10 protein-coding genes are annotated in these 14201 nt (G+C 59.5%); all 10 read left to right on the top strand.

Going from position 1 to position 14201, the window contains the following annotated elements:
* On the top strand, positions 1-1088 hold a 1088-nt coding region (locus B3520_RS08070; protein WP_286875835.1), incomplete at its 5' end, for a glycosyl hydrolase.
* A gap of 167 nt (positions 1089-1255) precedes the next feature.
* Positions 1256-4297, top strand: a complete 3042-nt coding sequence (locus B3520_RS08065; protein ID WP_123638476.1) for a TonB-dependent receptor — start codon at positions 1256-1258, stop codon at positions 4295-4297.
* Between the two features lie 151 nt (positions 4298-4448).
* Complete coding sequence (locus tag B3520_RS08060) at positions 4449-5177, top strand: SapC family protein (RefSeq protein WP_211331070.1); 729 nt, start codon at positions 4449-4451, stop codon at positions 5175-5177.
* Positions 5161-6732 carry a tryptophan halogenase family protein gene (locus B3520_RS08055; protein WP_286807619.1) on the top strand — a complete coding sequence of 524 codons (1572 nt, stop codon included), beginning with the start codon at positions 5161-5163 and terminating at the stop codon, positions 6730-6732. The genes B3520_RS08060 and B3520_RS08055 overlap by 17 nt, the downstream gene beginning before the upstream one ends.
* Positions 6733-6764: 32 nt before the next feature.
* Positions 6765-8270 carry a tryptophan halogenase family protein gene (locus B3520_RS08050; RefSeq protein WP_286807618.1) on the top strand — a complete coding sequence of 502 codons (1506 nt, stop codon included), beginning with the start codon at positions 6765-6767 and terminating at the stop codon, positions 8268-8270.
* Positions 8271-8279: 9 nt separating this feature from the next.
* Positions 8280-9005 (top strand): DUF6445 family protein, encoded by a 726-nt coding sequence (locus B3520_RS08045; protein ID WP_286807617.1) that lies wholly within the window; start codon positions 8280-8282, stop codon positions 9003-9005.
* Positions 9002-9814: a cupin-like domain-containing protein gene (locus B3520_RS08040; protein WP_286807616.1), complete on the top strand. Its 813-nt coding sequence runs from the start codon at positions 9002-9004 to the stop codon at positions 9812-9814. The genes B3520_RS08045 and B3520_RS08040 overlap by 4 nt, the downstream gene beginning before the upstream one ends.
* A gap of 89 nt (positions 9815-9903) precedes the next feature.
* Positions 9904-10707 carry a polysaccharide deacetylase family protein gene (locus B3520_RS08035; protein ID WP_123638471.1) on the top strand — a complete coding sequence of 268 codons (804 nt, stop codon included), beginning with the start codon at positions 9904-9906 and terminating at the stop codon, positions 10705-10707.
* Between the two features lie 323 nt (positions 10708-11030).
* On the top strand, positions 11031-13541 hold the full coding sequence (locus B3520_RS08030; protein WP_286807615.1) for a glycoside hydrolase family 3 N-terminal domain-containing protein: 2511 nt from the start codon (positions 11031-11033) through the stop codon (positions 13539-13541).
* A gap of 86 nt (positions 13542-13627) precedes the next feature.
* Positions 13628-14201 (top strand): glycoside hydrolase family 16 protein (locus B3520_RS08025; protein WP_286875834.1); only part of this gene is annotated, 574 nt, incomplete at its 3' end.

The raw sequence follows: 14201 nt of genomic DNA, 5'->3' as shown, positions 1-14201 counted from the left end.
ACTGGTTTACCGCCGCCCCCGCCGAGCAGGCCCGGTATTTTGTCTATGACGACCGCTGGAACACGGTGCTGGGGGTGCACGAGTCGTTCGGTACCCACCAGGCTCTGAACGATCACCACTTTCATTATGGCTACTTTGTCCGTGCCGCCGCGGAGATATGTCGGGTCGACCCGGGCTGGTGCGCCAAAGACCGCTGGGGCCCCATGGTCGAGTTGCTGATCCGGGACTTTGCGGCGGGTCGTGACGACCCTCAGTTCCCCTACCTGCGGTATTTCGATCCCGCTCTCGGCTTCTCCTGGGCATCGGGGGCCGCCAACTATCTGCTCGGAAATAACAATGAGTCGACCTCCGAGGCGGCCACGGCCTACGGCGCCGTGGTGTTGTACGGGCTGGTGACCGAACAGCCAGAGCTGGTGGAGCGGGGCGTTTACCTGCACGCCTCCACGGCCGCCGCCTTCTGGGAGTACTGGAATGACATTGACGGCTATCGCGAGCGCCCGGCGATCTACCGGAACTTCCCCGATGCCTACGACAAACTCACTACCTCCATTGTCTGGGGGGCCGGGCATGTGTTTACCACCTGGTTCAGCGAGGCTCATGCCCACATTCTGGGCATTCAGGGGCTGCCGCTCAGCCCATTGGTGCTTCACCTCGGGCAGTACCCGGATTACCTGGCTGACTATGTGGCTCTGGGGCTGAGTGAGTCCGGCAATGGCAAGCCTTCCGGTCTGAGGGATGGGCACTGGCGGGATATCTGGTGGAACATCTGGGCGATGACCGACGCCGAGGCGGCACTGGCGGATATGACCGAGACCGGTTTTGAGTATGCGCCGGAGGGAGGCGAGACCCGGGCCCATACCTATCAGTGGTTACACGCCTGGACGGAGTTGGGTCATTTGCGTTCGGGGTCCGGCCAGGTCACGGCCGACTATCCGGCCGCCGTGGTTTTTGAATCGGGCGTACAGACGACCTATCTGGCCTACAACTTTGGGGATACAGAGCGGATCGTAAGCTTCTCGGACGGGGTTCGGCTGAAGGTCGCCCCGGGGGCGTTCGGTATCCGGAAAGTGCCGTCACACGGGGGCTGAAAGGGTGTCTCGCTTTACGAAACGTAAAGTGAGACAGGCCACCTTGGGGTGTTTCGGCAAAGTGGGACGACGAAAGTTGCGGGATGCGAGGATAGTGTCAAATGAGCGGTCGTCACTCATCGACCGCATCGGCAAGATTAAAATTATAACGGTTTGAGGATTCGCATATGACCAACAACAGCAGTTTCAAGCGCAAGCTTATCGCCTCCGTCGTCGCGTCTTCCGCGATGGTCGGCCTGGCCAGCGGTGCCCACGCCCAAGACGGTGACGAGGCAATGCTGGAAGAAATCGTGGTTACCGGTATTCGGGCCAGTTTGACTCGTGCCATGGATATCAAGCGGGACTCCCGCGGTATCGTGGATGCGATCTCCGCCGAAGACATCGGTAAGTTCCCGGATACCAACCTTGCTGAATCGCTTCAGCGGATCACCGGTGTCTCGATCGACCGTCGCGACGGTGAAGGGGCCAAAGTGACCGTTCGTGGTCTGGGGCCGGACTTCAACCTGGTGACTCTGAACGGTCGTCAGATGCCCGGCGCGACTCTGGAAGCCACTGTCGCCTCCGGCTCCCGCTCTTTTGACTTTGCCAATCTGGCTTCGGAAGGTGTGACCGGCGTTGAAGTGTACAAGACCGCCCGCGCCGACGTTCCCCCGGGTGGTATGGGTGCTACCATCAATATCCTGACCCCGCGTCCGCTGGAGCTGGACTCTCGCGCCTCAATCGGCGTTAAGGGCGTTATGGATGAATCATCGGTGGATAGTGAGCTGACCCCGGAAATCTCCGGCATTTTCACCGATACCTATGCCGACGGTAAGTTCGGTGTGGCAGTCACTGCCAGCTACCAGGAGCGCCAAGGCGGGTCCGCTGCCGCTCAAATCGGTACTGGCTGGCGCTCATTCCCGGGCACAGTAGTGCAGGATTGGAGCGGTGCCCCCGGTGTCACCAACGAATGGGGTGGCGTCGACTTCGCCAACGGTAATCACCAGAACCAGCCGGCAGCGGAAGATGTGTACTCCACACCGCAACAGATGGGCTACGCCTTTACCGAGTTTGAGCGCAAGCGGACCAACGGTCAGTTGACCCTGCAGTTTGCGCCCAACGAAGATCTGACCACCACGCTGGACTATACCTATAGTCAGAACGAGATCGACTCTGAGTACAACGACGTAGGTGGCTGGTTCAACTTTGGCGGTCAAAGCACCATCTTCACTGACAATGAGTCGCCTTCGGTTCAGACTCCGCTGCTGTACTCCGAAGACATGACCAACGGTGACCTGCCGTTTGGTGTCGGTGAGCAGTCCTCACTCTACGAGAACAACTCCGTCGGCTTCAATGTCGAGTGGAATCCCATCGATCCGCTGACTCTGTCTCTGGATGTGCATAGCTCTGAGGCAGAAGCCCGGCCTAACAACCCATACGGCAACAGCGTCGGTATCGCGGTTTCCGCTTATGTGCGTGACCAGACCACCTTGAATGTCAAAGGTGATATGCCGGTCCTGATCCTGGATATCGTCGACGGTGCCGGCGGAAGCTCCCTGCGCACAGAAGACCTGCAGGTGTCCGGTAGCTTCTTCCGTAACAGCCAGATGAAGCACGAAATCGACCAGGTTCAGCTCGACGGTGAGTGGGAATTCAACGACGCCATGCGTCTGCAGTTCGGTATTGCCCGCACTGAAAGCGACTATCGCTCAGCCTTCTCCAACGTCCAGCGTGACACTTGGGGTGGTTTGGGTGAGGCCGGTGATATGCCTGCCGACTTCTTCACCCGTGAGACAATCCTCGATCGCTTCGACAAAGAGTATGCGGACACCACTTCGGAAGAGATGGCGTTCCTGGGCGGTTCCAATACCATGCCGCTGAATGAGCGTTTTGCATTCAACTTCCAGGATGTTCGTGATTTCGCTGCCGCCAATTACGATGACGGCTCCGGTCCGGCCGACTGTGCCGAAGGTGGTTCGTTCTACTGCGCTGCCGCTCCGGATCAGTTCAATGAGATTTATGAAGACTCGGATAGCGCCTACGTCCAGTTCAACTGGGATACCTTTGTGGCCGAAATGCCCTTGGGCGTCAATGCCGGCGTTCGCTATGAGTCGACCGAAGTCAGCACTCCAGCGACGGCCCAAAGCTACGGTCCGATCGAGTGGGTAGCCGCGAACGAGTTCACCATGCCGACTGTCGGCGACGCTGACTCCGTGATTGATAGCGGTGACTATGACTTCCTGCTCCCCTCGCTGGATCTGAGCCTGGAAGTGGTTCAGGATGTGATCCTGCGTGCTTCTTACGGCCAGAGCATCGCTCGTCCCAACTGGCTGGACCTGCGTGGTGGAACCAGCTACAGCCAGGGTGTACGGGTCAATGGCGGTACCGCCAGCCGCGGCAACCCCGGTCTGGAGCCGTTCAAGTCTGACAACTTCGATCTGTCGGCGGAATGGTATTACGGGGAAGCGAGCTATGTGTCCGTGGGTTACTTCCAGAAAGAAGTGGAAAACTTCCTGGGTTCACGTGTGGTGCGTGAAGAAGCGCCTCTGGCCAACACCCCACATCCGGCACTGGGTGAACGCGCCCAAGCGGCCATCGATAGTGGTATCGCGCCGAACGATGTGGGCGCTATTCGCCAGTACATCTTCGATAACTTCCCTGATCCCGAAACCGCCTATATGGACGGAAGCGGCAATATCATCATTGTCGGTATTCCCGGTGAGGATCCCAACTCTCCGTTTGACGTGACTGAAACGGCCAACTCTGACCAGACTGTCGACATTGACGGTTGGGAATTGGCGGTTCAGCATAACTTCTGGGATACTGGATTTGGTGTGATTGCCAACTACACTCTGGTAGATGAAAGCACCGAGTTTGACAACATGGTGCTGCGTGACCCGCAGTTTGCGATTACCGGTGTCAGTGATACCGCCAACCTGATTGCCTTCTATGAAAAAGACGGCTGGCAGGCGCGGATTGCCTACAACTGGCGGGATTCTTTCCTGGCCTCAACCGCTTCCGGAACGGGCAACAACCCGATCTATGTGGATGAGTACAGTCAGGTGGACCTGAACGTAAGCTACGACGTGACCGATAATCTGTCCGTCTTCTTCGAGGGCTTGAACCTCACCGAAGAGAGCGGTCGCAACTTCGGCCGTGCTGATGAGCAGGTTCTGGGTTTCTACCAGGGCTACGCTCGCTACAACATCGGCGCTCGCTACAGCTTCTAAGCCTGAGCCGATGTCTGGGGTGACAGCGCCGGTTGGGGCTGTCACCCTGACGATGCAAGGAAAGCCGCCGTTATCGGGCGGCTTTTTTGTCTCTGATCTGTTGATTTCTGAGCCTTTATTACGATAAGCACAAAAAACGAGGAGCCTTTAGGTGAAAACCGTATTACTGAACAGTGAACAACACCGTGATTTGCGGGTGGACATGCGCTTCCGGCCCGAGAACGGCGATGCGGTGATGTGGGGGCAGACCTTTTCCCCGGAATTTCGCGCGGTACAGGCTCACTATCCCATACTGTTTCAAAAAGACCCGAACAGCGGGCGCTTCTTTGCCGTGGCTCTGTTTGGCCTTGAGCAGGAAGAGAACCTTTTTCTTCAGGATGACCGCTGGGATGCCGGTTACATCCCCTTGATGATGCAGCGGGTGCCTTTCTCCATCGGCACCTACCCCGGCGATGACGGCGACGAGCCGCGCCGCATGATGCACATCGATGTTGAGCACCCCAAGGTCAACACTGAAACCGGCACCCGTCTGTTCGAAGAGCACGGGGCCAATACCGATTATCTGGACCGGGTGTCCGGTATGCTGGAAGCCATTCATGTCTGGCACCAGCACGACATCGCCTTCATTGATACTCTGACCGAGCTGCAGCTGTTGGAGCCGGTAACCATGGATATCACTCTGGAAGACGGCACCACCGGCCAGTTGATGGGTTTCTATACCATTCAGGAAGAGCGACTCAAAGCGTTGAGCGCGGAGCAGGTCGCGAGCCTGCACGAGCGCGGCTACCTGGAGCCCATCTATATGACCATTGCGTCCATGGGCAAAATGCGCGCTCTGATTGAGCGCAAATCACGGAACCACCATGAGCGTGCACAATAGTCCGACCGAACACGTCGTCATCGTTGGCGGCGGCACCGCCGGCTGGCTGACTGCGGGCCTGCTGGCCGCCGACGCTCGTCTTGACTCCCGACCCAATCGACGGATCACGTTGTTGGAGTCGCCGGATATTGCGACCATCGGTGTCGGTGAAGGCACCTGGCCCTCGATGCTTGAAACCCTGCGGACCATCGGTCTGTCGGAATCCGAGTTCATCCGCGAATGTGATGTCAGTTTCAAACAGGGGTCACGCTTTCAGAACTGGTGCCGCGGCGACGGCGATCGGTATGATCATCCGTTCACGCTGCCTGCCGGATACGGACGCCTGAATCTGGCGGAGCACTGGCGCTACGCCCATCGGGACCTGCCCTTCGCCTATGCGGTCAGCCCGCAATCAGCGGTATGTGACGACGGACGGGCACCCAAGCAACTGGCGACCCCGGAGTACGCGTTCAACCTGAACTACGGCTATCACCTGGATGCCGGTAAATTTACCCGCCTGCTGCAGCGCCACTGTGTGGAACATCTGGGCGTGGTGCATTACTTGGGAGAGGTGACCGGTGTTCAGCCCCGGGATAATGGTGATATCAAACACCTGCATCTGAAGTCCGGCGAAACCCTTGCTGGGGACCTGTTTATTGACTGCACCGGTATGGCGTCCCGTCTTCTCGGACAACACTATCAGGTTCCCTGGGTCAGTCAGCGCCCGGTACTGTTCAACGATTCCGCACTGGCGGTGCAGGTACCTTACTCAAGCGAGCTGAGCCCCGTCGCATCGCAAACCCTCAGTACGGCCCATCCCGATGGCTGGATCTGGGATATTGCGCTGCCGACCCGGCGCGGTGTCGGCGCCGTGTTTTCATCCGCGCATATCGATAAGGATAGGGTGTATGAGCGGCTGGAGGCCTATGTACGCGGGACGGACTCCGGTGCGACACTGGATGAGTTGTCCCCACGTCTGATTCAGTTTGATCCCGGGCACCGCGAACGGTTCTGGCAGAACAACTGTGTGGCCATTGGTCTGTCGGCCGGGTTCATCGAGCCGTTGGAGGCCACCGCGTTGGTATTGGTGGAGCGCTCGGCCCAGTTCCTGGTCCAGCAGATGCCGGAAAACCGGGAGGAAATGTCGGTGGTGGCCCGTCGGTTCAATCGACGCTTCTGCCGCCACTGGGACAACATCATCGGATTTCTCAAGCTGCATTATGTTCTGAGCACCCGTGAGGATTCCGATTATTGGCGAGCGCACCGGGCCGAAGAGAGTGTGCCCGATGAGCTGGCCGAGCAGCTGTTGCTGTGGCGCTCGCGCAGCCCCTGGACCTGCGACAGCCTGTACCGGGACGAGCTGTTTCCGTCGGCCAGCTACCAGTACATCCTTTATGGCATGCGCCCGGAGTATACCGCCCCGGAGGCGCTGGAGCGCCGGGTCCGGTCATCGGGAGCCGCCGCTCAGACCGCTTTCCATGAAAACGGGGTGCAAACCCGGAAGCTGCTGCAAGGGCTTCCGGACAACCGCTCCCTGATAAACCATATTCGCCGACACGGGCTTCATACCGTTTAGGCACGACTTGCTCAGAGTGAGCCGAGGTGACCATGACTGACAGTATCAAACGCATAGTGATTGCTGGTGGAGGAACTGCCGGCTGGATGGCGGCCGGGCTGCTGTCGCAGACGCTTGGAAAAAATCTCGATATCAAACTGGTGGAGTCCGACGATATCCCGACCGTTGGCGTCGGTGAAGCCACCATCCCGCCACTGATGACCTTTCACAAAATGCTCGATATCGACGAGCGGGAATTTCTCGCGGAAGTGAACGGTACCTTCAAGCTGGGCATTTCGTTTGAAAACTGGCGAGAGAAAGATCACAAATACATTCACTCGTTCGGCTATGCGGGCAAAGACTGCTGGGCCTGCAGCTTTCTGCATTTCTGGCTGGCGGGAAAGGCCAAAGGCATTGATTATCCTTACGGTGACTACTGTGCCGAATTGCTGGCGTCTCACAAAAACAAGTTCGCGGTTCTGCCCAATGGCCGGATGAACTACGCCTACCATATGGATGCCGGTCGCTACGCAGCGTTCCTGCGTCGGCGCAGTGAAAAACTGGGTGTCGAGCGGGTGGAAGGCAAGATCGAGAAAGTGAACCTCAACCCGGACAATGGCGAAATCCAGTCCCTGACATTGGCGTCGGGCAAACAGGTGGATGGCGACTTCTTTATCGATTGCACCGGCTTCCGCGGACTGCTGATCGAGCAGTCCCTGAACGCCGGCTTCGAAGACTGGTCGCACTGGTTGCCCTGCGACCGCGCCCTGGCGGTACAGACCGAATCCGTGGGCGAGCCGATTCCCTACACCCGTTCCATCGCCCATGATGCCGGTTGGCAGTGGCGCATTCCGCTGCAGAATCGGGTCGGTAACGGCCTGGTGTATTCCAGCCGCTACATGAGTGATGAGCAGGCCCGGGAAACCCTGCTCGGCAACCTTGAGGGCGAGCCGATTACCGACCCGAAACCGATTCAGTTCCGCACCGGCACCCGGCGCAAGCACTGGGTGAAAAACTGCCTGGCGCTGGGTTTGGCCAGCGGCTTTCTGGAGCCCCTGGAGTCGACCAGCATCCACCTGATTCAGCGCAGCCTGGTTCGCTTCGTGCAACTGTTTCCGGCCAGCGGCCAGATGGTCCAGTCGGACATCGATGAGTTCAATCAGCAGACCAAGCTCGAAGTCGAACGTATCCGGGATTTCATCATTCTGCACTACAAAGTCACCGAACGAGACGACACACCCTTCTGGCGCTACTGCAAAAACATGGAAATACCGGCGCCGTTGCGCCAGCGAATTGATCTGTTCAGCGATTCGGCCCGGGTGTTCAAAATTGAAAATGAACTGTTTGGCGAAGAGTCGTGGATACAGGTGATGATGGGCCAGGGCATCACGCCCAAGGCCTACCATCCCATGGCGGGTGTGATGACCGAGAAAGAGCTTGCGGACTTCCTGAAAAAGCTGCGGCAATCGACCGAACAGCTGGTGGCCAAGTTGCCTTCCCATCAGGCGTTTATCGACTATTACTGCAAGATGCCCATGGCCCAGGCGGCCAACGGCTGAGAGGTGATCATGTCGGGTGCAACAGCGCTGGAGCGGATAAGTCGAGAGGTGGATGCTTCCGTGGTGCGCATCGGTGACGAGCAGACCCCGGTGATCGTGCTGGACTATGTGCTGGGCGACCTGGAGCCTCTCAAACGGGTCGCCAGTGAATGGGCGGCCTTTTCCGGCGAAGGGCAGGCCGCTTATCCGGGGATACGTGCCAACCTCCCGGCGGATTACACCCGCCGGGTACTGTCTCGGGTGGAGCCGCTGATCCGGGAAGTGTACGCGGTGCCGGCGTCACACCGGGGCCATTGCGTTCATCAGTTGTTCTCCCTGGTCACCCGGGCGGAATCCGATCTCGCCGTGCTGCAGCGTGTGCCCCATTACGACACCCGTCGCGGGTTCTATTTTGCGATCATGCACTACCTCAATCCGGGCCCTTTTGGCGGCACCGGATTCTTTCGCCATCGCCCGACCGGCTACGAGCGTATTACCGATGAGCGCTTCGCACATTTTGTGCAGGAAGCCGAGCGGCACATGCGCGAGCACGGGACGCCTCCGGCACGTTATTGTCGGGGCAGCGATGCCCATTTTGAGTTGATTCACCAGGTGGATTACCGGCCGGATCGATTATTGATTTATCCCGGGAACCTGTTGCACTCCGGGCTGATCGAGCCCGACCGGGACCTCAGTGCCGACCCGGCCCGGGGTCGACTGACGGCTAACCTGTTTCTGGATTTTGATGCTTCATGACTGTTTCCGTTACCCTGAACTCACCGACGCAACCGACCGAGCCCCGGGCCCAGCAAGTGGCCTGGTGGGATCGGGAGCGAGCTTTGGCCGTCGACTTTCAGCAGGCCCCGCCCCAGTACCCGGTACTGCTCAAAGGCTACGCCCAGCACTGGCCCCTGGTGGCGGCGGCGCGGCAATCGCCGGAGGCGGTGGCTCGCTACCTGCTGCCTTTTGATGCCGGAAAGCCTCTGGAGGCCATGATCGCCGGTCCCAAAGAGGGCGGGCGGCTGTTCTATACGGATGATCTGAGTGGATTCAACTTCACCCGGATGAAAGGTTTTCTGCCGGATGCGTTGGAGATTCTGGCCTCGCAGTCGCGGGCGCCCCGACCGGCGGCCTTTTATGTCGGCTCCACACCCATTCCCGACTATTTTCCGGGGTTGGAAAAGGTCTGTACGCTTCCGGGGGTGAGTGCGGAAGTGAAGCCCAACCTGTGGATGGGGAACTCGACCCGGGTGGCCACTCACAACGATGCCGCCGACAATATCGCCTGTGTGGCGGCCGGACGTCGGCGCTTTACCCTGTTTCCGCCGGATCAGGAGGACAATCTGTATATCGCCGATGCGCCCCACACCCCGGGAGGCCGACCGATCAGCCTGGTGGACCTGCGGGCGCCGGACCTGAACCGTTACCCGCGCTTCGCCCAAGCGCTATCCACCGCCCAGGTCGCAGATCTGGAGCCGGGCGATGCCCTGTTCCTGCCCAAGCACTGGTGGCACAATGTGGACGCGTTTGGCCCACTCAATATTCTGATCAACTTCTGGTGGTAGGGCGTTCAAAGGCGTGACCGGGGCCTATGGCGTCGGGATAAGGTCCGCAGTACTATAACGCCTGCCTCTAAACTCTCCGGGTAATGTTTATGCGATATTTGCGTCTTAAAACCGTCGGGCTGCTGTGTGCTCTGCTGCTGTGGTGGCCGGTGTCTTCTTCGGCCGAACCGATTTCCTGGCCCGGCAATGCCAAAGCCGCGGTCAATCTTGCCTATGATGATGCGCTCGCCTCCCAGTTGGACTATGTGATTCCCGAATTGGACCGGCATGGGTTCCGGGGCAGTTTTTATGTGCCGGCGGCGGCCCCGCTGTTATTGGAGCGTCTGGACGAGTGGCGCGCGGCGGCCGGTCAGGGGCATGAGTTGGGCAACCATTCACTGTTCCATCAATGCGACAAGCAGCGTCCGGGGCGGGATTGGGTGGCGCCGCATCAGGATCTGAGCCAGATCCCGGTCGAGGCGTTTGCCGAGCAGATCACCTTGGCCAATGACTTTCTGTTTCTGATTGATGGTGAGACGGAGCGCACCTATACGCCCCCCTGCGGCGATGTCCGGGTCGGAGATCGGGATTACCTGACACCGGTGAAGCCGCTCTTTCTCGGGGCCAAATCCATCGGTTCCGGAGGAGTTACTCCCTCGCTGGAATCCCTGGACCGCTTTGGCATTACGGTGGCCGTGCCAACCGAGGTGTCCGGCGAAGAGCTGATCGCGGTGGTCGAGGAAGCGGCCCGCCGGGGTACCATGGCCAACTTTACTTTCCACGGCGTCGGTGGCGACTACCTGTCGGTCTCCCGGGAGGCGCACAACGCTTTATTGGAGCACCTGGCGGCCCATCCCGAGCGCTACTGGGTCGATAGCTTCGTAAATATCATGCGCCACCTGCGAGACCACTGAAGCCCGCATCCTCCGGAGCTTTCAGCCCCAGCCACCGGTGGGAACCCGTGTCCCACCTTTGCCGCCTCCCGGCGGCCCAAAAGTGGCAAACACCACCTTTCACACTCTCATCAAAGTGGGACGACCCCTGTCCATTACCGGTCAAGAATGGCAATACGGGCGAGCGTGGGACTCGTCCGTGTTATCGATCGACGTTGTGCACTGAGAATTGCTTATTGGTAAGTGGTTGTTATGCGTCGCTCTGACTCTCCTTGAAAAAGCTTGGCTCCGCGCGGGCGACCCCGGAGCCTTTTTTCCCCATACGAATAACAGCGAGACCGACAATGAAGAAGTCCCTGACCCTTTGGGCCCCCTTGGCCCTGGCCGTTCTGGTGGGGTGTAACGGCCCCACCAACGACAACCCATCCGAAAGCGCCACTGGCGCCGACCTATGGCCGGAGCATCCGACGCCCCTGGCCGATCCGATGGCGTACGAGCCGGAGATTGATGCGCTGTTGGCTCGCATGTCCGTCGAAGAGAAAGTGGGCCAGATGATCCAGCCGGAACTGCGCAATGTGACGCCGGAAGACGTCAAGCGCTACCACTTGGGCTCGATTCTCAACGGCGGCGGTTCCTTCCCCGGCGGTGACAAGAATGCCACGGCCGACGACTGGCTGGGACTGGCGGACGGTTTCTATGAGGCGTCCATGGACGATAGCGATGGTTTTGCCGCCATTCCCATTGTCTGGGCCACCGATGCCGTACACGGTCACAACAACGTCAAGGGCGCTACTCTCTTCCCCCATAACATCGGTCTCGGGGCCACCCGCAATCCGGACCTGATCCGCGAAATTGGCACGGTTACCGCCCGGGAAGTTGCCATCACGGGGCTGGACTGGAACTTCGCGCCGACCCTGGCCGTGGCCCGGGACGATCGCTGGGGCCGCACCTATGAGGCCTACGCCGAAGATCCGGAAATCCTTTACGACTACGGCAAAGCCATGGTGGAAGGTCTTCAGGGGCGGGCAAACACCGACGAATTCTTCGGTCAGGGCCGGGTGCTGGCCACGGCCAAACACTATATTGCCGACGGCGGCACCGAGGGCGGGATCGACCGCGGTGATGCACCCTTCTCAGAACTGGAATTGCGCGATGTGCACGGCACGGGTTACTTCGGTGCCCTGGATGCGGGTGTCCAGACCGTCATGGCCTCGTTCAGCAGCTGGCAGGGCAAAAAACTGCACGGCCACGGTTACCTGATGAATGAAGTGCTCAAGCAGCGAATGGGTTTTGACGGTCTGATCGTGGGTGACTGGAATGGCCACGAGTTTGTCGATGGTTGCCGGCAGGATTCCTGTCCTGAAGCGGTGAACGCCGGTCTGGATATATTTATGGTTCCGGATCAGTGGCGGGCCCTGCACGCCAATACCGTTGCCCAGGTTAAGTCCGGCGAGATTTCCGAAGAGCGTCTGAATGATGCGGTACGCCGGATCCTGCGGGTCAAGTTCCGCGCCGGTATGTTCGAAAAAGCCAAACCTTCAGAGCGGCACTACGCCGGACGTGAAGACCTGATCGGTGCCGATGAACACCGGGCGGTCGCCCGTCAGGCCGTGCGTGAAAGTCTGGTATTGCTCAAAAATCAGAACGGTCTGCTGCCGCTGAATCCGACCCAGCGCATTCTGGTGGCCGGCGATGGCGCGGACAACATCGGTAAGCAGGCCGGCGGTTGGACGCTGACCTGGCAGGGCACGGGCAATGAAAATGACGACTTCCCCGGAGCCAGCTCAATTTACGATGGGATTGCCGAGGCGGTGACCGCTGCCGGCGGATCCGTCGAACTCGATGTGGACGGAAACTTCGACGAGAAGCCGGACGTGGCCGTCGTTGTGTTCGGTGAAGACCCCTATGCGGAAATGCAGGGCGACCGCGCCGATGTGGACTATGAACCCAAGGCTGACCTGGCCTTGCTCAAGCGCCTGCGCGATGAGGGCATTCCGGTGGTCTCGGTATTCCTGACCGGTCGTCCGCTCTGGGTCAACCCGGAAATCAATGCCTCGGATGCCTTTGTGGTGGCCTGGTTGCCCGGCTCTGAAGGTGTCGGCGTGGCCGATGTGCTGGTCGCCGATGCAGAGGGTCAGCCGCGTCACGACTTTAGCGGCAAGCTGTCGTTTTCCTGGCCGGCCCGTGCCGACCAGACGCCGCTGAATCAGGGCGACGGTCAAACGGCCCAGTTCCCCTATGGCTATGGTCTGACTTACGCCGATGAAGGCAATCTGGAGCCGCTCTCGGAAGACAGTGGCCTGACCGAATCCGAAGCGCAGACTGTGTTGCCGCTGTTTGAAAACCGTCCGATGGAGCCTTGGCAGTGGGTGCTCAGCGATGTCACTGAACGGGCCCGTGTGGTCACCGGTAGTGGCGCGAAGCTGCCCGGTATTGAAATCCAGTCGGTCGACCGCCTGGTCCAGGAAGACAGCCGGGCCGTTCGCTGGACCGGTGCGGGCCCTGCGGAAGTCGCCCTGCGCTCTTCCGGGCGGGTGGATCTGAGTGCCTATGCCGGAGAAGCCCATCTGCGTCTGGACGTCAATGTGGTCAAGGCGCCCACTTCAGCAGTGGCTCTGGGCATGCGCTGTGGCCAGGACTGCGTCGCCAACGTGGATATCACCGAGTGGTTGGCCAGTGCCGAAGAGAACAGCTGGCAGACCCTGTCGATTGATCTGAGCTGCCTGGTTGAGGCCGGCGTGGATCCGTCGATGGTGTTGTCACCTTTCTATATGAGCACGGCCGGAGAGTTGCAGGTCAAGCTCTACAACGTTCGTCTGGAAATGCAGTACGAGGGCGAGGGACTCTGCCCATAAACCCAGTGCATGGCGCACTGAACGTTTAGCCCGGGGCGATCGGCTCCCGGGCCAAGCGGAACATCAATGATAATAATGAGGTGTTTATGAAAACAGTAAATTATCCAGTCATCGGCCTGGGTATGGCGCTATTGGCGATCGCCGGCTGTGGCAGTGACTCCGATGACACTCCGGATAACTCAAGCAGCAGCGTCAGTTCCTCCAGTTCTTCCTCCTCTTCAGTCAGCAGTGACAGTTCCAGCAGCACCGCCAGCGGTGTCAGCGAAGACTGGACGCTGGTCTGGAGCGACGAGTTTGACGGTGACTCGATCAATACCGACAACTGGTCTCACGAAGTGAACTGCGCCGGCGGTGGTAACAATGAGCTGCAGTGTTACACGGCGCGCGAAGAAAACAGTTATGTGGCGGACGGCCATCTGCACATCGTTGCCCGGCAGGAAACCCATAGCGGCCCAGCCGTTTTCGATGATGACCCGGCGTACGATCCTGATGACACCTCGGTTACCCGTGACTACACCTCGGCCCGCCTGCGCACGAAGAACAAGGCGGACTGGAAATACGGGCGAATCGAAATCAACGCCAAGACGCCTCAGGGGCAAGGCCTGTGGCCCGCCATCTGGATGCTGCCGACGGAGTGGGTTTACGGAGACTGGCCGCTCA

This window comes from Marinimicrobium sp. UBA4509 (assembly GCF_002388575.1).
Classification (GTDB): Bacteria; Pseudomonadota; Gammaproteobacteria; order Pseudomonadales; family Cellvibrionaceae; genus Marinimicrobium; species Marinimicrobium koreense.
The sequence above is the reverse complement of the archived record's forward strand: the minus strand, read 5'-3'. Positions and strand labels throughout refer to the sequence as shown.

Bases quoted from the DNA above. Each gene is read 5' to 3' on its own strand.
- B3520_RS08035 (WP_123638471.1), top strand. From the start codon at position 9,904: ATGCGATATTTGCGTCTTAAAACCGTCGGGCTGCTGTGTGCTCTGCTG.
- B3520_RS08030 (WP_286807615.1), top strand. From the start codon at position 11,031: ATGAAGAAGTCCCTGACCCTTTGGGCCCCCTTGGCCCTGGCCGTTCTG.
- B3520_RS08040 (WP_286807616.1), top strand. From the start codon at position 9,002: ATGACTGTTTCCGTTACCCTGAACTCACCGACGCAACCGACCGAGCCC.
- B3520_RS08045 (WP_286807617.1), top strand. From the start codon at position 8,280: ATGTCGGGTGCAACAGCGCTGGAGCGGATAAGTCGAGAGGTGGATGCT.
- B3520_RS08050 (WP_286807618.1), top strand. From the start codon at position 6,765: ATGACTGACAGTATCAAACGCATAGTGATTGCTGGTGGAGGAACTGCC.
- B3520_RS08055 (WP_286807619.1), top strand. From the start codon at position 5,161: ATGAGCGTGCACAATAGTCCGACCGAACACGTCGTCATCGTTGGCGGC.
- B3520_RS08065 (WP_123638476.1), top strand. From the start codon at position 1,256: ATGACCAACAACAGCAGTTTCAAGCGCAAGCTTATCGCCTCCGTCGTC.